At 46.7% G+C, this 20,921-nt stretch carries 21 protein-coding genes; 8 read left to right on the top strand and 13 right to left on the bottom strand.

What is annotated here, in order from left to right; all coding sequences use genetic code 11:
* The first annotated feature begins 21 nt into the window (after positions 1-21).
* From LAY57_RS18970 to cheB, 3 genes are all read left to right on the top strand, one after another.
* A complete protein-coding gene (locus tag LAY57_RS18970; RefSeq protein ID WP_249068379.1) occupies positions 22-1,473 on the top strand; it encodes a methyl-accepting chemotaxis protein in 1,452 nt (483 codons plus the stop codon).
* Between the two features lie 161 nt (positions 1,474-1,634).
* Positions 1,635-4,298, top strand: coding sequence for a hybrid sensor histidine kinase/response regulator (locus tag LAY57_RS18965; RefSeq protein ID WP_249068378.1), 2,664 nt, complete (start codon positions 1,635-1,637; stop codon positions 4,296-4,298).
* A 342-nt stretch (positions 4,299-4,640) separates the two neighbouring features.
* Positions 4,641-5,756: a chemotaxis-specific protein-glutamate methyltransferase CheB gene (gene cheB, locus LAY57_RS18960; protein WP_249068377.1), complete on the top strand. Its 1,116-nt coding sequence runs from the start codon at positions 4,641-4,643 to the stop codon at positions 5,754-5,756.
* 278 nt (positions 5,757-6,034) lie between these two features.
* Here the strand turns inward: cheB and LAY57_RS18955 are convergent, their stop codons facing one another.
* Together LAY57_RS18955 and LAY57_RS18950 are read right to left on the bottom strand one after the other, a co-directional pair.
* On the bottom strand, positions 6,035-6,250 hold the full coding sequence (locus tag LAY57_RS18955) for an aldo/keto reductase (protein ID WP_249068376.1): 216 nt from the start codon (positions 6,248-6,250) through the stop codon (positions 6,035-6,037).
* Positions 6,247-6,519 (bottom strand): alcohol dehydrogenase catalytic domain-containing protein, encoded by a 273-nt coding sequence (locus LAY57_RS18950; protein ID WP_275994177.1) that lies wholly within the window; start codon positions 6,517-6,519, stop codon positions 6,247-6,249. Before LAY57_RS18950 ends, LAY57_RS18955 begins: the two co-directional genes overlap by 4 nt.
* Positions 6,520-6,583: 64 nt before the next feature.
* Between LAY57_RS18950 and LAY57_RS18945 the strand changes: the two genes are divergently transcribed.
* Positions 6,584-6,727: a hypothetical protein gene (locus LAY57_RS18945; RefSeq protein ID WP_249068375.1), complete on the top strand. Its 144-nt coding sequence runs from the start codon at positions 6,584-6,586 to the stop codon at positions 6,725-6,727.
* A gap of 142 nt (positions 6,728-6,869) precedes the next feature.
* Here the strand turns inward: LAY57_RS18945 and LAY57_RS18940 are convergent, their stop codons facing one another.
* The 5 genes from LAY57_RS18940 to LAY57_RS18920 form a co-directional block, all read right to left on the bottom strand.
* Positions 6,870-7,961, bottom strand: a complete 1,092-nt coding sequence (locus LAY57_RS18940; protein WP_249068374.1) for an alpha/beta hydrolase — start codon at positions 7,959-7,961, stop codon at positions 6,870-6,872.
* A gap of 40 nt (positions 7,962-8,001) precedes the next feature.
* Entirely contained in the window at positions 8,002-8,775 is a 774-nt protein-coding gene (locus LAY57_RS18935; protein ID WP_249068373.1) for an SDR family oxidoreductase, read from the bottom strand.
* Positions 8,776-8,924: 149 nt separating this feature from the next.
* Positions 8,925-9,422 carry a (R)-mandelonitrile lyase gene (locus LAY57_RS18930; RefSeq protein ID WP_249068372.1) on the bottom strand — a complete coding sequence of 166 codons (498 nt, stop codon included), beginning with the start codon at positions 9,420-9,422 and terminating at the stop codon, positions 8,925-8,927.
* Positions 9,423-9,561: 139 nt separating this feature from the next.
* Complete coding sequence (locus LAY57_RS18925; protein WP_249068371.1) at positions 9,562-10,161, bottom strand: cyclophilin-like fold protein; 600 nt, start codon at positions 10,159-10,161, stop codon at positions 9,562-9,564.
* Positions 10,092-10,598 carry a (R)-mandelonitrile lyase gene (locus LAY57_RS18920; protein ID WP_249068370.1) on the bottom strand — a complete coding sequence of 169 codons (507 nt, stop codon included), beginning with the start codon at positions 10,596-10,598 and terminating at the stop codon, positions 10,092-10,094. The genes LAY57_RS18925 and LAY57_RS18920 overlap by 70 nt, the downstream gene beginning before the upstream one ends.
* 105 nt (positions 10,599-10,703) lie before the next feature.
* On the opposite strand from LAY57_RS18920, the gene LAY57_RS18915 reads away from it, so the two are divergent.
* The gene (locus LAY57_RS18915; RefSeq protein WP_249068369.1) at positions 10,704-11,687 is read left to right on the top strand and encodes an AraC family transcriptional regulator; all 984 of its coding nucleotides are present in this window, start codon (positions 10,704-10,706) and stop codon (positions 11,685-11,687) included.
* 58 nt (positions 11,688-11,745) lie between these two features.
* On the opposite strand, the gene LAY57_RS18910 is transcribed toward LAY57_RS18915, so the two are convergent.
* From LAY57_RS18910 to LAY57_RS18890, 5 genes are all read right to left on the bottom strand, one after another.
* Positions 11,746-12,033, bottom strand: a complete 288-nt coding sequence (locus tag LAY57_RS18910; protein ID WP_249068368.1) for a hypothetical protein — start codon at positions 12,031-12,033, stop codon at positions 11,746-11,748.
* 158 nt (positions 12,034-12,191) lie between these two features.
* On the bottom strand, positions 12,192-13,871 hold the full coding sequence (locus LAY57_RS18905) for a PRC-barrel domain-containing protein (RefSeq protein ID WP_249068367.1): 1,680 nt from the start codon (positions 13,869-13,871) through the stop codon (positions 12,192-12,194).
* Between the two features lie 42 nt (positions 13,872-13,913).
* A complete protein-coding gene (locus LAY57_RS18900) occupies positions 13,914-14,087 on the bottom strand; it encodes a hypothetical protein (RefSeq protein WP_249068366.1) in 174 nt (57 codons plus the stop codon).
* A gap of 456 nt (positions 14,088-14,543) precedes the next feature.
* The gene (locus tag LAY57_RS18895; protein ID WP_249068406.1) at positions 14,544-14,633 is read right to left on the bottom strand and encodes a fasciclin domain-containing protein; all 90 of its coding nucleotides are present in this window, start codon (positions 14,631-14,633) and stop codon (positions 14,544-14,546) included.
* A 9-nt stretch (positions 14,634-14,642) separates the two neighbouring features.
* A complete protein-coding gene (locus tag LAY57_RS18890) occupies positions 14,643-15,626 on the bottom strand; it encodes an RNA polymerase sigma factor, RpoD/SigA family (protein ID WP_249068365.1) in 984 nt (327 codons plus the stop codon).
* A 475-nt stretch (positions 15,627-16,101) separates the two neighbouring features.
* Here LAY57_RS18890 and rbp point away from each other — a divergent pair, with 475 nt between their 5' ends.
* The gene (rbp, locus tag LAY57_RS18885; RefSeq protein ID WP_249068364.1) at positions 16,102-16,422 is read left to right on the top strand and encodes an RNA-binding regulator; all 321 of its coding nucleotides are present in this window, start codon (positions 16,102-16,104) and stop codon (positions 16,420-16,422) included.
* Positions 16,423-16,624: 202 nt separating this feature from the next.
* Here rbp and LAY57_RS18880 read toward each other — a convergent pair whose 3' ends face one another.
* Positions 16,625-18,640 carry an ATP-binding protein gene (locus LAY57_RS18880; RefSeq protein WP_249068363.1) on the bottom strand — a complete coding sequence of 672 codons (2,016 nt, stop codon included), beginning with the start codon at positions 18,638-18,640 and terminating at the stop codon, positions 16,625-16,627.
* 298 nt (positions 18,641-18,938) lie between these two features.
* Here LAY57_RS18880 and cupS point away from each other — a divergent pair, with 298 nt between their 5' ends.
* Together cupS and LAY57_RS18870 are read left to right on the top strand one after the other, a co-directional pair.
* Positions 18,939-19,340 carry a CO2 hydration-associated protein CupS gene (gene cupS / locus LAY57_RS18875; protein WP_249068362.1) on the top strand — a complete coding sequence of 134 codons (402 nt, stop codon included), beginning with the start codon at positions 18,939-18,941 and terminating at the stop codon, positions 19,338-19,340.
* Between the two features lie 388 nt (positions 19,341-19,728).
* Positions 19,729-20,856, top strand: coding sequence for an AAA family ATPase (locus LAY57_RS18870; protein ID WP_249068361.1), 1,128 nt, complete (start codon positions 19,729-19,731; stop codon positions 20,854-20,856).
* Positions 20,857-20,921: the final 65 nt, after the last annotated feature.

Here is a 20,921-nt window from a genome sequence, read left to right as displayed (position 1 = left end):
ACATAAAACTAACAAATGCTTATGTTTGCAAATTGGAAATTGCGGAATCGAATGTTACTGGGATATTCAGTCCCTATTCTTTTATTCATAGGTCTAGCTGGAATAGTATACTCCAACGCTAATAAACTGGCAAGCGTATTTAGGCAAGTAGAACTTTCTCAAGAAAATGTTGAAATATTCAATGCAATGACCCTTTCTCAAAGTAGGATGATTATCAATTTTCGAGGTTATTTGTTGACAAAAAACAATCAATTTTTAAGAAAATATCAAGAGGAATTAAATTACTTTAATGATAGTATTAAACGTGGGGGAAGTACGATTAGAAATGAACAACAGAAACAGCGACTCAAAGAAATAATTCGGTTGACAATAGAATACAATCGCTATTCGGAAAACCTAATCAACTTAGTGAAGCAAGGCAAGACAGCCCAGGCGCTATCAATATTCCGAACAGGACAAGGGCAAAAATTTGTCGATAAGTTTAGAAACCTAAGTGCGGAATTCAATACAGCCGAAAAGGGGATTCTTAATGCGGCAACCGCTGAAGCGAAAACTTTGCTCAACAGTCTGATCGCTGCAGTGGCAGTGGGGGCCTTGTTATGTTTAGCGTTTTCCTTACTCGCTGCTTATTGGATCTCTTCAGGTATTACTAATACGATCGACCAGGCGGCTAGTGCGATCGCTTCTTCCTCAAACGAAATAGCCGCGACAGTAGAAGAACAGGAACGCAACGCCTCCCAGCAAGCCGCTTCTGTCAATCAAACCACCACCACAATGGATGAGCTGGGTGCCTCCTCCCAGCAAGCCGCCGGACAAGCCCAAGCCGTCGCCGCCGCCGCCCAGCAGGTATTAGTCCTCACGGCTTCTGGAACCGAAGCAGTCGAAGACTCTCTGGAGGGGATGTCGGTGCTGAGGCAGAAAGTAGGTGCGATCGCCCAGGAAATTTACCGCTTAAGCGACCAAACCAATCAAATCCGCCACATCTCCAGCTTGGTAAGCGACCTCGCCAACCAAACCAATATGCTAGCCCTAAATGCCGCCGTAGAAGCAGTGCGAGCTGGCGAACACGGCAAAGGTTTTGGCGTCGTCGCCAGCGAAATTCGCAAACTCGCAGACCAAAGCAAGAAATCCGCCGAAAAAATTAACAATCTCGTCGCCGATATCCAAAAAGCCATCAATTCCACCGTCACGGTTACAGATGAGGGCACCAAAACAGTTGAAGAAAGCGTCAAAATTGCCCAAAAAACAGCAGAAGCCTTCACAGGCGTGACCCAAGCAATTAACAATGTTGTATTGAGCAGCCAACAAATTTCCTTGAGTGCTAAACAGCAAGCTATTGCTATTCAGCAAGTCGTTGATGCGATGAATTTACTTAACCATGCAGCGGCCCAAACAGCTAGCGGCATCAGTCAAACCAGAATCGGCACTCAAAAACTTAACGATGCCGCTCAGAGTCTCAAAAAAGAGGTGTAGTCAAAAGTCAAAAGTCAAAAGTCAAAAGTCAAAAGTCAAAAGTCAAAAGTCAAAAGTCAAAAGTCAAAAGTCAAATAGGGCATCGATAATATTTAAAATATTAGATTTAAAATTTTAAATTTTACAATGACTAATGATTAAGAACAAAGGACAAACCAAAAATGCAGATCGAAGATGAAGAACTACGGGATATTTTTAAAACGGCGAGTGAAGACCATTTGCAGAAACTTGATGATGGTTTTCTGTACCTAGAAAAACATCCAGATGACCAAGAAAAATTAGAAGAGTTACTGCGGGAAGCTCATAGCCTCAAAGGCGATGCGGGGATGTTGGGGGTCAAAGATGTGGCAACTTTGGCCCATCAGATAGAGCATATATTGGGAAGCGTGAAACGAGGCGAGACAACCCTCAATGAGATCGTCAGCGATCGCATATATCGCGGTTTAGATGCCATCCGCCAACTGGTACACGAAGCAGTCACAGGCATTGCTCCACAAGTCAATACTTTTTATGTCTTGGCTCACATGATGGGAGCTGAAACTCCAGCACCACCCAAAAACGAGGTCGAAAGTCAAAAGTCAAAAGTCGAAAGCGACAAGGAGGAGGTCGAAAGTCAAAAGTCAAAAGTCAAAAGTCAAAAGTCAAAAGAAAAAAGCGACGAGGAGGAGGTCGAAAGTCAAAAGTCAAAAGAAAAAAGCGACAAAGAGGACAGGGGGGACAAAGAGGAACAAGCAACTACTGATGACCTCACTCCTGCCCATTATCCTGCGTACCTTGATGAAGCACCGCCGTTACAACCAGCACTAGCCTCATCACAAGAGCCAAACAACTTTGCCGAGCAGAAAAATGGCAAGGCGGAAGACAATCTAGAGACCTTGCATACAACGTCTCTACCTCTACCCTTGTCAAAAGTCAAGATTCAAGAGCCTCAACAAAGCTACCGCAAAGGCTCTAGCGCGTCCCGCTTCGCGATCGAAAGCGTGCGTGTCGAAACGCGCCATCTAGACACCTTGATGACCCAAGCAGGCGAACTAACAGTCACCAAAATACGGATTACTCATCGGCTAGCCGAGATCGAGCAACTTGTAAACTTGTACGAAGAGTGGAGCCGGGAAGCCAGTGGTAATCGCTTTGTTCTCGAAGAAGTCGATTTGCGAAAAGGCGTTTCCCTTGGTATAGGTGCGAGTAACAATCGAAATTCTTCCTTATTTTATCTGAGAAACGGAGTAACCCAGGCGAGTGGGAGTACTGAGGGGATTGCACGCAAGCAGTTGCAGCATTTCCATCATCGCGTTCAGGAACGTTTAGAGCAGCTCGGATCGATCGTCACCCGCTTGAGAAATGCGATGTACGAAGACAACGCCAGACTGGAAGTTGTTGCGGATGAATTGTCCGATGGAATTCGCACCATGCGCCTGCTGCCGCTTTCCACCATTTTTAACTTATTTCCCCGCATGGTTCGCGACCTCGCCAAGCAGGAAGGCAAAGAAGTCGATTTAGCTCTAGAAGGTGCAGAAACCAAAGCAGACAAACGCATCTTAGAAGAAATGAAAGACCCCTTGATGCACATGATTCGGAATGCTCTAGATCACGGCATCGAAACCCCAAAAGAACGCCAGCGTCTTGGCAAACCTCCCCAAGGCAAAATTCAACTAAAAGCCAAACAAACAGCCACCAACGTTGTCATAGAAGTTGCAGACGACGGACGAGGATTGGATACCGAGAAAATCAAGCACACAGCACTAAAACGCGGGGTCTGTCGCCCAGAAGAACTTGCCACCATGAACCCATCTCAAATTCAGTCCCTCATCTTTGAGCCAGGATTCTCAACCCGCACATTTGTCACCGAAATATCTGGCAGAGGCGTCGGTTTGGATGTAGTCCGCACCAACGTCGAGCTACTCAAAGGCACAATTCAGGTGGAATCTAAACCCGGCATAGGATGCACCATCAGAGTCCAATTACCCACAACCCTAGCAACAGCCCAAGTATTAATTGTCTCAGTCATGGGAATTAGCTATGCCATCCCCGTAGAATTTGTGCAAACAGCTCGCTTCATCTCAGAAGATGACATTTTTACCATCGAAGGTCGAGACACAATTATCTTAGACAATCAACCTGTCTCGGTAGAACGCCTAGCCGATTTACTAGAATTGTCAGTAGTCAGCAGTCAGCAGTCAGCAGTCATTGGCAACACAAATGACAAAGAACAAATTCCCTGCCTCATCCTCAAAGTCGCAGATCAGCGATTGGGATTGCTCGTGGATGCCTTGGTGGATGAACAAGATGTCATGCTCAAACCCCAAAGTCAGCTGCTAAAGCGAGTGCGTAATGTTTCTGGTGCAACTATTTTGGGTACTGGTGAAGTTTGCATAATTTTAAATCCCCAAGATTTGATTAAATCTGTGCGTAAGCAAATCATATCTCCAAAAGCTAAACAAATTGCTCAAGCGCAAAGTCGCAAGCAGGTAATTCTGTTGGTGGAAGATTCCATCTCCATTCGCACCCAAGAAAAGCGCATCTTGGAGGGGGCAGGCTATGAAGTGGTGACAGCCGTAGACGGATTAGACGGCTTCAACAAATTGAAGACGCGCTCCTTTGATGCGGTGGTGTCTGATATTCAAATGCCTAATTTGGATGGACTGGGGCTAGCTGCGAAAATTCGCCAGCATAAAGAATATACCGAATTGCCAATTATTTTGGTGACATCTCTGGCTAGCGACGAAGATAAAAGAAGAGGAGCCGAAGCTGGTGCAAATGCTTACATTACTAAGGGCACTTTTAATAAAGAGATTCTGCTAGATACTTTGAGAAGGCTTGTTTAGTTTTCAGTCAGTGGTCATTAGTCATTAGTCATTGGTATAGCAAAATGCTCAGTACAAACACAGTGGCTTCCTTGCAGGGAATAGCTCTATACTGTCCTAACATATCTTACTCTGGCTATATATCCTCTTCGGTTGCATCGTCAGTACATGAGCGATATTCTGAAATTGTCTGTTGTCATCGTTGGTTAAATTTTGACCGCAGATTAAGAGGTATTAACGCAGATTAACGCCGATATGAAAACGCGAATTTTTAGGTAACTGATGCTACTAGAATATTAAAGTAGGAACTAATTATCTTAGATTTTAGCATACTTTTTCCGCAAGAACCTACTACCTACAGTTATGAACAAAAAAAATATCAAAGTTTTAATAGTTGAGGACTCACCAGTAGTAACGCTAATATTGAAACGTATTTTTGCTTCCTCACCGGAAATGGAAGTGGTGGGAACCGCTCAAAACGGTTTAGAGGGATTGGAACTGATTCCCAAAGTTCAGCCAGATGTGATTTGTACTGACCTCCAGATGGCGCGAATGAATGGCCTAGAATTTACTAGAGAGGTAATGAGCAAATATCCGCGACCGATTTTGGTAATCAGTGCCTCAGTTCGGCCAGAAGATACCTACAATGTATTTCAGTTGCTCGAAGCAGGAGCGATCGATGTTTTTCCTAAGCCCAGCATCCAGTCTCCTCAAGATTATGAGTTGCTCAAGCAGGATCTCATCGGTAAAATAAAAGTTTTGTCTGGTGTCGCCGTTTTTACCCACCGTCGGCGGAACAAAGTTACAGGGTTGCAGGTTCCTGGTGGAACTCTGGAGCAGAAAAGCAGGGAAGAATTATCAATTACCAATTACCAATTACCGATAATTCATCCACCATCAGCAAATACAAAATACAAAATAGTCGCGATCGGTGCTTCTACTGGTGGCCCACAAGCTTTGCAGACGATTCTTGCCCAACTGCCGAGGAATTTCGCACTGCCCGTTATTTGCGTCCAGCACATCAGCGAGGGATTTTTGCAGGGATTAGTAAATTGGTTGGGATCGGACTGCAAGTTGTCAGTCAAAATTGCCAAGATGGGCGATTTTCCCCAAGCGGGTACAGTTTATTTCCCGGCGGAGAGGCAACATTTAGAGTTGAATTCTCAAGGTAGGTTTGTTTATTCGTCATCTCCACCCCTGTCCGGTCATCGCCCTTCGGTAACGGTAACATTTAATTCGGTGGCGAAGTTCTATGGAAAGGCAGCTGTGGGTATTCTGCTGACGGGTATGGGGCGCGATGGTGCGGACGGTATGCTAGCTCTAGCACAAGCTGGTGGTATGACTATTGCACAGGATGAGGCGAGTAGTGTGGTGTTTGGGATGCCCAAAGAAGCGATCGCTCTTGGTGCAGCTCAGTATATTCTGCCGATCGGCGAAATCGCCCCCTATCTGCTACGCAAAGGAGGGGCTATAAGCTAGGGGCTAGGGAAGAGGGGAAGAGGGAAGAAAGGATTGACCCCCTGACGGGGTGACAGCTAACTATGGGTCAAAGCCATCGTGGGCTTTTTGTAATCAGTCGAGGTAACCTCACTGAAAAGTATAGAAGTTGCAAGAACCACAAAAGAATGAGGATGGGAAGCAGTAGTATGCCTAATCTTCAGAAGGAAGCAATTCTATAATCTTCAAAAACTGGAAATTATTCGCTAAATTTCGGAGTTTAGACGATCGCACCTGGGGTGCGATCGTCTAAACTCCAGTTAACGAGCTACGGAAGGGCTAATGTCGAACCCGAATTTGGTGGCAATGACCACTTGTTCGCGAAAGGGAGCGAGGGCTTCGCCCACCAGTTCTTCGTTCAAGAAGGGGCCATAGACCTCGGCGGTGTCAAAGAATGTAATGCCGCGATCGACGGCAGATCGAAGCAGAGCGGTCATCTCCTGTATGTCTTTGGGTGGGCCATAGGAAAAGCTCATTCCCATACAGCCAAGCCCGCGCGCCGAGACTTCCAGATTACTGTTTCCAAGTTGGCGCGCCCGACGATTTCATGGCCGGGGACAATGGGATAGGTAGTAGACATGAAGTCGCTCCACTCGTTACGCACTGAATGGAGGTCGGAGTGGCAGATGCCGCAGAAGAGGATTTCGATCTGTACGTCATGTTCGGTTGGATCGCGCCGTGCGATCGTGTCGGAGGACAGGGGTGATGTGGCACTGGCTGCGGAATAAGCTTTCGTGTTGTACATAATATTGATGCTCCTAATTTGTTTACTTCTGGAACTGTACTAAGCCAGGGGGATCTTAGAGCACTTGGCGCGTGGGTCGGAACAGAATCTCGTTCACGTCCACGTCCTCTGGCTGGCTCATGGCGAAGGCGATCGCCCCGAACATCACTACACCGTTTGGCCTCCGTCGATGACCATAGCGTGCCGTTTCCTGGATGTTATGTTCTGAATGGCCGCTCACCACGCTCGTGCCCTCGCGTGCAAACACCAGCGTCGTCGGGCGGTCAATGCCGCTCCGGTGACAAAGGCTATCTTGCCTGTGAAGTTTCCATTCGAGTTGGGTAGCATGTTTTCTCCTACCAGTTACTCGCTTACCGATTGAGATGCTGATTAAAAAAGGACTGAAGCTTGTCCCAGGGGATAAGGTTCACCCGGTCATACAAATCGACATGTCCCGCGTTCGCAACGATGTAGAGATCCTTTGGCTCGGCTGCGCGCTTGTAGGCATCTTCGCTGAACTCCCTGGAGTGTGCATCTGCCCCCGTGATGAACAGCATGGGACGAGGCGAAATCGTCTCAATATCATCGAACGGGTAAAAGTTCATGAATTTGACGTTGCTGGTAAGCGTCGGGTGCGTTGTCAGCTTTGGCGACGAACCTTTGGGGGTGTGTTCGCCTCTGGGAGTGCGGTAGAAGTCGTAAAACTCACGCTCAATGGTGGTGGAGTTCTCGTTCAGTTCATGCACCGTCCCGCCGGTGTATTTGGTCTCGCCGCCCGTGAACTGGGCATAGCGTTGTTCAGCCGCCTCTGCGATCGCTTTCTTTCTCTGTTCGAGGGTCGTAGAATGCCTAAGCCCGTTACGGTTAGCCGCACCCATGTCATACATGCTTACCGTCGCAATGGCCTTCATGCGCGGGTCAATCTTGGCGGCGCTGATGACGAAGCTCCCGCTGCCGCAAATCCCAAGAACGCCAATTCGTTCCCTGTCAACAAATGGCCGGGTGCCCAAAAAATCCACCGCAGCACTAAAATCCTCGGCATAAATATCCGGCGAAACAGTGTTGCGGGGCTGCCCCTCACTCTCGCCCCAGAAGGACAAATCGAGGGACAAGGTGACGAATCCCTGGTCAGCCAGCTTTTGGGCATACAGATTTGCGCTTTGTTCTTTGACTGCGCCCATTGGGTGCCCCACAATGATTGCCGGATTCTTGGCGTTCCGATCCAAGGTTTTGGGAATGAAGAGATTCCCGGCAACCTGTATGTTGTATTGGTTTTTGAACGTAACCTTCTGCATAGTCACCTTATCGCTCTTGTAGAAGTTGTCCGCCCCCTCGATCGCAGCGGACTGCTGCACGGCTGCTTGGGGACTCTTACGCGAAACGGGTGTTTTGTCGATCGCAAATGCCACCGTTGCGTAGATTGCACCAACCAAGAGGGTTGGTAGTAGAACGAGGTGTTTCATGGACTTCTCCGTATCTGTGGGTTGATCTAGCGAGTTAGCTTCACACCGTTTGACCGCCATCGATGACCAGGGCGTGCCCAACAACGAAGGCAGCCGCGTCCGAGCACAGCCAGAGAACGGCCGAGGCGATCTCTTCGGGCTTGCCCATCCGTCCGATCGGCTCCTCTGCAATCACCTTTGCGCGCCCTTCATCCGTGCCGCCAGTGAAGCGATCCATCATCGGGGTGTCGATGTAGCCAGGGCAGACGGCGTTGATGCTGATGTTCTGCGCGGCATAGTCGAGGGCCGCCGACTTGGTGAGACCGATCACGCCGTGCTTGGCGGCGGTGTACGCGGGGCTATTCTTGATGCCGATAATTCCCGCGCCCGATGAGGTGTTGACGATCGCGCCGCCTCCCTGCTTGAGGATCAGCGGGATCTCGTACTTCATGCACAGGAAAACACCCCGGAGGTTGGTGTCTACGATCCGGTTCCACTCCTCCTCCTCGTACTCCGCAGTCGGAGCGGGCTTCCTCGGTTCGATGCCCGCGTTGTTGAAGGCGTAGTCCAGCCGCCCAAAGGCCTCAATGGTCTTGTCCAGTGCTGCTTTCACATCCTCGGTTCGCGTTACGTCACACCGGACAGCGATCGCCTGTCCGCCGAGTTCCTCGATCGTGCGTACCGTTTCTTGATTGCCCTGTTCTGAAATGTCAGCGACTACCACATGAGCGCCTTCACGGGCAAACGCGATCGCCGTAGCTCGACCGATGCCGTTGGCGGCTCCGGTCACAAACGCAACTTTTCCTGTGTACTTTCCATTTTCGTTCGTCGTCATGATTTTTTTCCTTTAATTCTTTACCTAATAAGTAACCGAACAAAATTAATTACATAAAGACTCTTTACGCTTGTAAGGGTTTCAGGCGAAATCCTGTGTAATTAATTTTGCACAACTACTTAAGGTCTTAAAACCACTAGATGCGGAGATCAGTTGGGATATTGCTCGTCGCTGACCTGCTCCAGCCAGTCCACAGGTTTGCCATTGAGTTCTTCGTGAATGGCAATGTGCGTCATGGCTGTGGTGGCTGTAGCTCCGTGCCAGTGTTTCAGTCCGGGCGCAATTCGGACAACATCACCTGGTCTGATTTCCTGAATTTGTCCGCCCCATTGCTGGACATAACCAGACCCAGCAGTCACAATCAGGGTCTGTCCTAATGGATGGGTGTGCCATGCTGTCCTAGCACCAGGCTCGAAGGTTACACTAGCACCAGCCGTGCGTGACGGGTCGCGTGCTGAAAACAGGGAATCGATGCGGACGGAACCTGTGAAATATTCGGTTGATCCTCTAGTAGAAGGCTGCGAACCTTTCCGAGTAATCTCCACTGTCCGTGTGCTATTGTCTGATGAGACTTGTGTCTGAGCCGCACGATCGAACGCCAAAGTAAGCAGGAAAAATGACACGATAGTTGTCGCAAGCAATTTCATTTCCGTCTCCAACTTTCAGGTTTTACTAAACAATCTCTAGGGAAGATGGACTGACCTGGATATCACTTGCATTGGAAGGCAAAATGTTCCCAGTTCCATGACCCATCGCCTCAAGAGGGCGACAGGCAAATCATCTTCTTTACTGCGATTGAACAAGCTCGATTGTCACTTCTACAGAGCCAGGCACATTCAAGGCCTCGATGCCACCGTCTATTTTTCCGAGGATCGCGAGTCCGTTTGAGTATCCAAAATCTCGATAATATATCACCAAATTCCCCCAAGGAGCGTAATAAGCAATATCTCCAACAGCAGGATCGCTGCCTGGGGGTGCATCTTCTGTAGATAATCTTTTTGGCAGATCGCTGACTTTTTCGGTTCTGGCGTAATCTTCTAACGTCAGCGTCAATGGCAGCAGGGAAATAAAATCCTGAGTGGTTTTGCTGTCAATCAAAGTGGCTGTAACTACTTTATCTTTGGCCTTGATGTTTATTTTCATACTGTCTGCCTGCTTGGTTGATATTTCAGTCGGTATCTTCAACGAGGCACTGCTACTCATACTGTTGTCGGCACGGCAGGCTGAGTAACTCAGGGAGATCGCTAGGGCGAGAACCAAAATCAGCGTTCTCTGCTGGCAGTTTTTCCCTTTGATGGGAAACCATCTCAAAAGCACTAAGATATTCCTCCATACTGTTCGTCGCTGACCTGTTCCATCCAGTCCACGGGCTTGCCGTCGAGCCATTCCTGAATGGCAATGTGCGTCATCGCTGTGGTTGCTGTGGCACCGTGCCAATGCTTCTCACCGGGCGAGATCCAGATCGCGTCCCCCGGTCGAATTTCCTCGATCGCGCCGCCCCATCGCTGTACAAGTCCGCAGCCCGCCGTCACGATTAGGGTTTGTCCTAACGGGTGGGTGTGCCATGCTGTCCGAGCGCCAGGTTCAAATGTGACACTGGCACCAGACGTGCGTGCTGGATCGTGTGCCTCGAACAGGGGGTCAACGCGGACAGTGCCGGTAAAATACTCGGACAGTCCTTTGGCGGAAGGCTGGGAGCCACTTCTTTTAATGTCCATATTCTTAATTCCTTCACTTGATGCCATTTCGGGTGGTAACAGGCAAGTCTTTTGCCCAATCAAAACCGAGTTTTTCTCTTGTATAAAAGTCCAGAAAGCCCACAAGAAGTCGAAATCATTTTTCGTTGCTTTAGCCTCATTCTAAGGATTCTCAAGGGCAAGCAATAAAACGATCGTCTAAGATCGTTGTACAATCCTGCAAACTTAGAAATGAACGCTGCCAAAACGAGTGAAAAGTCCGATATTAATTTAATGAATGACCCGCAGGCAAAGCGCGAGGTAGACAGAGCGCAAGCCAACAGAGACGAACTGAAAGAGCGGATTGCCCAGGCTATTCGTCAGGATGGGACGATTGAGCCGCTCAAAGGTTTGCACTTCAACCGCGCCTCCTCACCTTCGGAATGCCTTCATAGTGTCTCTATCCCTGCCTTTTGTGCGATCGCTCAGGGCAGCAAAGAAGTTCTTCTGGGTAGCGATCGCTATCAGTACGACCCGATGCATTATCTGCTGGCTACGGTTGAACTGCCGATCACCAGCCAAATTCTGGAAGCATCAAAGGCGCAACCGTGCCTTAATCTTCGCCTCGATCTTGACCCCACCCTCGTTGGCTCAGTGATGGTCGAGGCAGGGTATCCCTCATCGCATAGCCGTGGTGATGTGAAAGCGATCGACGTCAGTCCGTTGAATGCAAATCTGTTGGACGCTGTGGTGCGGCTTGTCAGGCTTTTAGATTCCCCTGCGGAAGCTCATGTTCTCGCACCACTGATTAAGCGGGAAATCATTTACCGACTCTTGATGGGAGAGCAAGGTAATCGGCTCCGTCATATTGCAGTTTTGGGTGGCTACACTTACCACATCGCTAGAGCCGTCGAGCGACTTCGTAAAGACTTTAACGAACCGATCAAGATTGAAAACATCGCCCAAGAGTTAGGAATGAGTGTCTCCGGGTTTCACCATCACTTCAAATCTGTCACTGCAATGAGTCCCTTGCAGTTCCAGAAGCAATTGCGGCTCCAAGAGGCTCGCCGTCTGATGCTGGGGGAAAGCCTTGATGCTACCAGTGCTGCTTATCGAGTGGGGTACGAAGATGCCTCGCACTTCAACCGAGAGTACAAGCGGCTCTTTGGTGCCCCACCTATGCGCGATGTGGAGCGGCTGCGAGAAGCGGCTAGGGAGACTGCTCGTTCAATCTGATCTACTCAAAGAGGAAAAGGCGCTCGTCAAAAACAACCCCGCAGACTTTTGCTTCACCTCAACCAACAGAAATATCCTCTGAAGCAATCCCTAAGAAGAAGCGGACTCCTAAAAAGACCAAAGAAGCTGCACCAGTAGAATCTGTTGCACAGCCACCCATTGTGGCGGCAGTAGCAGAGAAGGAAATGCCAACAGAAGAAGCAAGCAGCAGTTCCCAACAAAAAGTCTTCCTGTTCTGCCCTTGCAACGGAAACCCAAGCGAGATTCTGTGGGCGATGGCTCTACTACTTCCCTGAAGCCATAGAAGGTTCCCTGCGATCGTGAGAATCAAGTTCAGTGGGGTCAAAGGCCAGCGACGCTGGCCTTTGACCCCACTCCCTCAGAATGATTTTTATTCTCACAAGAACGTTTCCACAATTCCTTGGACTCAAAGTGCAGTAGTGAAGTATAAATTGGCTTTTTTCGCCATATTATCGCGCAAGTCACACGAATCTCCCAAAACCACTACAGATGGGAGTTTTCCAAAAGAACTCTCTGCTGTAACTCAATTCTATGTTCGCGCTCAAGCGAAGCCATACCCTGCTCTGAGGCCCGAAGCTCTGTCTCAGAGATGTTTGGCTGTTTCATGTAGACTGAGTTAAGTAGAATATTCAGCACTCCGCCTCGTTCTGCCTGCTGAATTGCTCGATGAGTGATCAACTCGCCCACGTTGAGGATGATGTTGTCCTGGGGATCTAAAATGACGCGAGTGACAGGACGCCCCAACGCTTGCTCGATTCGCTTCTGATGAAAAGCTTTAGTACCCCGACCCTGAACTTCGCTAAACTTCTCTTTCAGGTTTTGCCACAATACACTGGCGTTTTCTTGGGCGATCGCAGCCTCTTCCTGAAATTTCGTCCCAGTTCGAGAAAAGGCATCTTTAGTACTGTATCGAGCCGCTTCAGAAGGCTGCAAGCCAACCGCATCAAGTAGGGCAGCTTCACGCCCGCGCATTTTCGCTCTTTCAATCACGATATCCGTGACAATCTGACCGGGAGCGGCGATAATCATGCCATTTGCATCGCGAAGCAATCGCTGAGCGCGGCGACCTTTGGCTTGATCGACTCCCATTCGAGCCAGTGTGTCTGATAGTGCAATGTTAGCACTACGAGTTGTTCCTTGCAGATGAGTTTCGGCTTGAGTCGTCGTGTCTTGGAAACGTCGATCGATTCCAGCCGTCAGACTTCCGCCCGTCGCACGATAGAGCCGATCCAAGATGCCGAGTCGCTGCGCCTCGTCAGCTAGTGACAATGTAACCAGTTGGTCTTTGAGCGCGAACATAGTGCCGTCTTTGGCGGCTACATCGCGATCGAGTTGTTTCCCGACTACATATCCCAACTGTTCTTCTGGACTAATCAATCCGTTCGTAACAGCCGTAACTGCACTGCGACTACCTTGTGCAATGCGATCGCCAGTACCGTTTGCCGCTTCTTGCAGCATAATATTTGCAGATTCTACACCTTGCTGGATTTTCGCATTCGTTGCCACACCAGCTTCTTGCAGCATAATATTTGCAGATTCTACACCTTGCTGAATTTTGGCATTTGTTGCCACAGCCGCTTCTTGTATCCTTTGGTTAGCCGCTTCGCTGGACTCTTGTATTCTGCTACCAGCAGTTTGTACCGCACCTAGAACTCCACCCACTTGTTCTGCCATTAAATCAGCGATTTCAGGCGGCACAAAGGTAATTTCTTCCCCAATTTTGACATCATAAGGAGCAGGGATAAAGGAGCGTCCAGAATAAGCATCTGCAAACAGCCCACCCGATGCTTCATAGCCCTCAATTCTGCCGGTCTGGTCATCAAAATACAGATCGACAACCGAACCCAGGTAGCGACCATCTGTAGTCAAAACGCGAGTCCCGCGCAGAACCAAGTTGCGATCGAGAACCTTTTCCATTTGAGGAACTTCGGTTGCGGAAACGATCGCATTACCGTCAGCCACAACGATCGCGTTAGGCCCGATCGCTTTCACTGCTCCCAGTGGAATCACTTTTGCACTACGAAACAGCCCACTTTCCTTCACTAGAAAGCCAAGCAACTGATTATCACCCTGGTCAAAAACCAAGTCTTGAACCCGTGCAATTCTTCTCCCTGTATCGTAAGCAATAATAGCTTTATCGATCAAGTCAGTACCTTTTCTCATGTCTGCCTCTTAAATCAATTTTTTTGAATAAATCCGCCAATCCTACTTTTTCCAGAAATGACCTTGCTGACTGGTATATTGAACGTCTCGACCAAAGCCTGGAACCAAATTCATATAGCCAAAATACTCCAGCGACACACCTGTACCGATCGCGAACATAAACACTAGAGCTATAACTGGGTTAGCATTAGAACGTTTTCCAATAAGTCTTGGCATACACTTTCTCCTTATTCAAAGGTAGTTAAACAAACTGCGTCCGGCATCTCTAGCTTCTCGTAGCCAAGAGAAGTTAAAGACGAGGCATTGTTGGCTTATTTAGTATTTATAAAAAAATTAGCCTACTGAATCAAATATATTTAAATTTGAAAATCTTTCCATCTATCAATATAAATACCTTTTAAAAGCTGCTCAACAGACAGCAAATTCTGCACGCGCTAGTGAAAAACTGGGTGATATAGCTAGGGGCTAGGGGCTAGGGAAGAAGGGTTGAGAATCAAGGGTTTGGTGGAATTAAGAATGTCTTAACCGCCAGGGCGGTTGCTATACCAAGGTGGGCATAATTAAACATAAAAGGGCAGGCCCTTAGAAACCGGGTTTCTTGGAGAAACCCGGTTTCTGGGTGTTCAGTTTATTTAAGTCCACCTACTTAGTATTAGCTATCTAAGTGTTTGCTTACGCAGGAATCAATACTGTGTCAATGATGTGGATGACACCGTTATCAGCAGCAACATCTGCTGTTGAAACTTTAGAATCATTATTCAGCGGTAAAGATCAAATTACAAGGTACTCGCGCACCTTATTCCTATGGCGACGCAGATTAGCTAAGGCTTGTATCTCAATCTGACGAACCCGTTCGCGACTCAGACCAAGCAGTTCGCCAATTTCTTGCAAACTTTGCGCTTGGTTGTTTTCCAACCCGAAGCGTAGGATCATAACTTCCCGCTGTCGAGAAGACAATTCTGCTAACAATTTCTGAACATCATGACGCAACGCTTCGCCCATCATATACTCCTCTGGCGAAGGACTCTCATCTTGCAGCATATCAATAAATTCTGTGTCCTGATTTTCTCCCACTCGTAAATCTAAAGAAAAAGGTCGTCGGGCTAGCAGCAATAATTTCCTAACTTCGGAGGTTTCTAACTCCAAGACTTGTGCAATCTCTGCTGGGGTCCCATTACGACCCAATTGATGAAAAAGTTGCCTTTGAATCTTCTTGATTTTAGCGATGCTTTCATAAATGTGACTGGGGAGACGAATGGTGCGACCTTGCTGGGAAATCGCTCTGGTCATCCCTTGGCGAATCCACCAGTAAACATAGGTGGACAACTTGTAGCCTTGTTTGGGGTCAAATTTCTCTACACCGCGCTCCAGACCAAGGGTTCCTTCCTGAATCAAGTCCAAAAATTCAACGCCGCGCTTCTGATATTTCTTTGCGATGGAAACCACCAGACGTAAGTTGGCCTCAATCATCTTTTGCTTTGCTTGTTGCCCCTTCGCCAAAACAGAGTTCATCTCGGCCTGCTCCAGATCGGCTTGCAGTGCCCACTCTTCAACACTTGGCTCGCAACCTAAGCTCTGTGCGAGCGCTTTTTTACCGTCATATAGAGCCATCATCTGCTGAACTTGCTTGCCATATATGACTTCTTGCTCCTTGGTCAATAAGGGGATTCGACCAATTTCGAGTAGGTAGGTTCGCACCATATCCGTACTGAAGTTGGGTTGAGCCCGGTGTATTGAAGTTGCAGAAATAGACATAAATTTAGTATTGAATGCGTTGAAATGGGTGGCTCCTGCCTCGAATCGTCAAGATTGATTAGGGTTGACTTTGCGATCGCCGCCTGGGCCGTGAAGTATGAGTACAGAACGAATAAATATGTTTGAGTACCATAATTCTCTTCATTTTCTTTGAAAAGTGTACTAAACTGTAAGGGCTGAAGGTTTGAAGATTCAGCTTAACCTACTGAACTGGTTGGCTGAATAGGTACTTTCATTATGGACGATGAACAAAAATGTTGTGCCTTGAGAGTCAATCAATATCGTTATTTGTCGATCGGCATACAGCTATGAGCGTTCTGCCATAAGCTTTTGAGCGAATTGATTATTTTTAAGGTATTTTCCATAATATTATGCTAGTATGTCTATTAAGGATTATTTTCGGCTGTGTAATTCGTTTGTCAAGCGTTTCTCCGAATCTAACTCTCTACACTCTATGATTCTCGGAGACTATTTCATGTCAATCTATGTCGGCAATCTATCCTACGAGGTCACCCAGGATGACCTGAATACAACCTTTGCGGAGTACGGTACGGTCAAGCGAGTTCAGTTGCCTACAGACCGCGAAACAGGTCGTCTGCGTGGATTTGCCTTTATCGAAATGGGTACAGAAGCGGAAGAAACTGCTGCCATTGAAGCCCTTGACGGTGCTGAATGGATGGGTCGCGACCTGAAGGTGAATAAGGCAAAACCTCGTGAGGAAAGAGGTTCTTCTGGTGGAGGAAGCTGGGGAAATAAGGGCGGCGGCGGCGGCGGCGGCGGCGGGCGGCGCTACTAAGCTCTCAAAGGCTCTGCAAAAGACATCCCACCCCTAAAGACGTGGGATGTCTTTTTAATTGGGCATCAAAAAATTTAAAATTTTAGATTTTAGATTTATAGCTAGGGGCTAGGGGCTAGGGGCTAGGGGCTAGGGGCTAGGGAAGAGGGAAAAGCTTGACGAAGTAAGGGATTATGAACCAGAAGTAAGAGTTGGAGTTGCCCTAACCGCCTTGGCGGTTGCTATAAAATTTATTTTGAATAGCCTTGATGGGTATTTGAAGCAAAAATTCAGATCCTTTTCCCAGTTCTGACACACACTCGATCGTTCCCCCATGCTTCTCTACTACAATTTGATAGCTAATCGATAGCCCCAGTCCCGTTCCTTTACCCACTGGTTTTGTAGTAAAGAACGGATCGAACAACCGCTTTTTCACCTCTTCCGTCATTCCCGATCCATTATCTTTAATTCGGATCGCCAGCTTATCGCCGTCCACCATTTCAGTGCAAATACGAATTTGTGGATTTTGGATTAGAGATTTTTCCTCTGCCCCTCTGCCACTCTGGCCCTCTGGCTCTGAAAAAGCATCGATCGCATTGGCGAGTATATTCATAAATACCTGATTTAGCTGTCCGGCATAACACTCCACACGAGGCAAGTTACCGTATTTTTTAATCACTTTAACAGGGAGTTTTTTACCGCTACCTTTTAAGCGACTTGCTAAAATCATCAGGGTGTTATCAATTCCCTCATGAATGTCCACTGCCTTCATTTCGGCTTGATCGAGGCGAGAAAAATTCCGCAGCGATAACACAATTTGACTAATGCGATCGGCCCCTATCTTCATCGAAGACAAGACTTTGGGCAAATCCGAGGCTATAAATTCCCAGTCAGTTGTTTCCATCTTATCTCGAATGGCGGGCACTGGATTGGGATAAGATTCCTCATAGAGATGTAATAACTCCAGCAACTCTTCTATGTAGTCGCTAGTGTGGATTAGATTGCCATTGATAAAGTTAACTGGGTTGTTGATTTCATGAGCAATTCCTGCCACCATTTGCCCTAAGCTAGACATTTTTTCTTGTTGCACAAGTTGAGCTTGCGTGTGCTGTAACTTATGTAAAGCTGCACTCAACTGTTGAGCTTGAGCTTGTGCAGCTAAGGTACTAGCGCGATTTTGGGCATAAAATTCAGCTTGATCGATCGCACTCGCCACTTGGTCGCACACAGCTTGCAGCAGTTCAACTTCACTATCGCTCCAAAAACGAGAACCATTACAATGGCTACAGACGATCGCTCCGAACTGACGGGAATGAGTCTCAACTGGTAGCACAAGTTGAGCAGTAATACCCCAGTTGGTTAACATCTCTTGCGTTTCAATATCTAAGCGAGATTCCTTAGCTACGTCCTGTATACGAATGATTTCCAAATTACATATTTTGTTTACCAAGGCATTACTCCTATCTGCTGGAAAATCGCCTAATAAACTCGGCAGGTTATGCTCTTGCGCTTCATGAGTAATAGTAAACCTTGGATTCGGGAGATGCGGAAAACACCATAAAAAATGGCATCTATCAATTTGTAATAAGTTACGTACTTCATTAACAGCAATTTCCAATATACTATTTAAATCGAGAGTATTCCGCAGTTGGCTTGCTAGATGAAGCAGCAGAGATTCTCGACGGTTTTTCAGTGCTTCCCGCGTCAAAATACGCTCGATTCCCAAGGCCATATTATTTGCAATCCAACCAAATATAAGGTCATCTGTTTCTGTGAAAGATTTACAGCCGAATACTTCCATCACCCCGACTAAATTTTCTTCTACAATTAGAGTATATATTCGGCAGCTAAAAGGCGCATTTCTGAACGGAAAAGGTATTAATTTAATTTTCATACTTTCTACTTCATCTTGCTGCCAAAATATACACTTAGGCAAGCTAGCCCTATAAATATCCTGTCCTGCAAATGCCCCCATTGTGAGCAGATTTGTCCTTTCGTCAAAAGTCCAAATACACACATTATTTGTATCCAAGTAGTGTGCTATAGTCTGGGCACAAACTTGGAGAATATCGGCTAAAGTCCCGCCTTTTACCAAGGCTACTGCGACTTCTGCGCCCATAGTCAATAGGTGCGATCGCGCATTATCTCGCTCAGATGGACGCAATAGCATTGTGTCCTGTACTTTCTCCTCTTGGGCCGTAACTTCTTTCACTTTATTGCTTGACAATAACTTTTTCATTAACTTGTTCTCCTTTGGTTTCTTTTGTATTAAAATGTTTCAGTCTATCTAGTGCAAGCAAAACACAATTTATGTATTTTGGTAAACATATAGAAACTAGGCATGATATCGAGCGCGAACAATTTTAGAGTTTGCCGGGATATTTTTAACCCTTTAACTTTGTTATATAAGTTAACAAAGCCAGGATAAGCTGTAGTTTGCGTACTTCTTATTATATGACAAATAGGGGTAGCGATCGCGTATAGTATATGGAAACACTACCCCGATACTCAATTTCCCAAAAAATCAACTAAGATATATGCCTGACATTGTTGATATTGCGGTCGATGCTGGTTCTTTCAAGACTTTGGTCGCAGCTGTCCAAGCCGCTGGTTTAGTGGATACGCTCAAAAGTCCTGGCCCATTCACCGTCTTTGCTCCGAATGACGACGCCTTTGCCAAGCTGCCACCGGGAACTATACAAACGCTATTGCAGAATATCCCCCAGCTCGCAAGGATTTTAACCTATCATGTCGTTTCTGGTAAATTGATGAAAACAGATCTAGCTAAAGTTGATTCTGTCATTTCCGTTGAAGGTTCACCTATCAAGATTGATTGCGCTGATGGTTTTGAGGTAAAAAATGCCACGGTTCTAGCACCAGATATCGAAGCCGATAACGGTGTTATTCATGTGATTGACACCGTGATTTTGATGGGGTAAGTTAGCACTTAAACTAGGAAATTTGTCAAGCTGTTTTAACTATGGAAAAAAACTTGAATTCTCAGAAGCGATACATTACCTCTGAATAATATCGCCAAATCCTCGATCGGGATGGAGAACTGCGTTTTCGTGAGTCGCATAGTTCTTTCTTGAAGTATCAAAAAGCTTTTCTTCAAGATATGCGCCAGAGGCAAAATTCGAGTTCTGAATCCTGAGTAATTGTCGGGTGTGTTACGCTACCAGTAACGCACCATTTCCACTCTGTAGCTTTGACAAAATCAGACTGCACTATCATCACTCATCAAGAAGAATAAATTTACTAATTAAGGGCGTTACTAAATCGCGAAATGTTTTAAAAACCTCAACTACTCAAACAAGGAAAACCTTTATGCTTAAACGAATCTATATCGATAATTTCCGATGTCTTGTAAATTTCGATCTTTCTGTTGACGCGATTAATTTATTTCTCGGCCCTAATGGTGCGGGAAAATCTACTGTTTTCGATGTTCTGCGAAAAATACAAGCTTTTGTGAGTGGTGACAGCAAGGCTGATGCTATTTTCAAGTCGGTTGATTGTACGCGATGGCAGACATCTCCAATCCAGATCTTCGAGTTGGAGATTGAAGGTAATGGGGGAAAGTATAAATATGAACTTGCTATCAATCATCATAAAGATAGAGAGGGAATTCGTGCCCGCGTACAACATGAACGCCTATGGTTCGATAGCCAAACATTAATAAAATTTGAATTAGGAGAGGTTCAATTATACCGAGATAACTACTCAGAAGGGCCGAATTACTCGTCTGATTGGTTCCAATCAATTCTGCCATTAATTATGGGCAGGTCTGACAACACAAAACTTACTTGGTTCAAACAGCGCATGGAACGGTTCATCATCGTTCAAATTATTCCTACTATGATGGCTGATAGCAGCGATCGCGAAGAAACGCGCTTGTCTGCCAAAATGGAAAACTTTGTTTCTTGGTATCGTTACCTGTCTCAGGATCAAGGTAAAATTTTTGAACTCACCAATGCTTTAAGAGAAATTTTGGACGGATTCGCCTATTTCAAGTTTGCCGAGGCGGGTGAACAAAACCGCCTCCTCAAATTGTATTTTTCAGGAGAAAGTGATAATAGAAACTATCTAGAATATAGATTTGGGGAGCTATCGGAAGGTCAAAGAATGCTGATCGCCTTATACACGCTAATATACTGTACTCAGTCTGAGGATTATACTTTATGTATTGACGAACCTGAAAATTTTTTGGCTTTAGCAGAAATCCAACCTTGGCTGATTAAACTTTATGACCTTTGTAGCGATCGAAAAACACAGGCTTTGCTTATTTCACATCATCCAGAATTAATTAATTATCTTTTGGCATCACCTGTAGGCTATTGGTTCGATCGTCAGAGTAATACCCCAGTTCGGGTGAAACGAATCGGCAGCGATAATGATACAGGGCTTCCCATTTCGGAGCTTATAGCGCGAGGGTGGCTCACTGCATACAGCGTGTAGTGAATGGCAAAGGATTATCTAACTCAAGTTGCTAGTTACTTGCTTTGCGGGTATGTTGTTGGGGT

This window comes from Argonema antarcticum A004/B2 (genome assembly GCF_023333585.1).
GTDB classification, from domain to species: Bacteria; Cyanobacteriota; Cyanobacteriia; order Cyanobacteriales; family Aerosakkonemataceae; genus Argonema; species Argonema antarcticum.
Note: the sequence above shows the minus strand (reverse complement) of the source record. Positions and strands in the feature narration are given on the sequence as shown.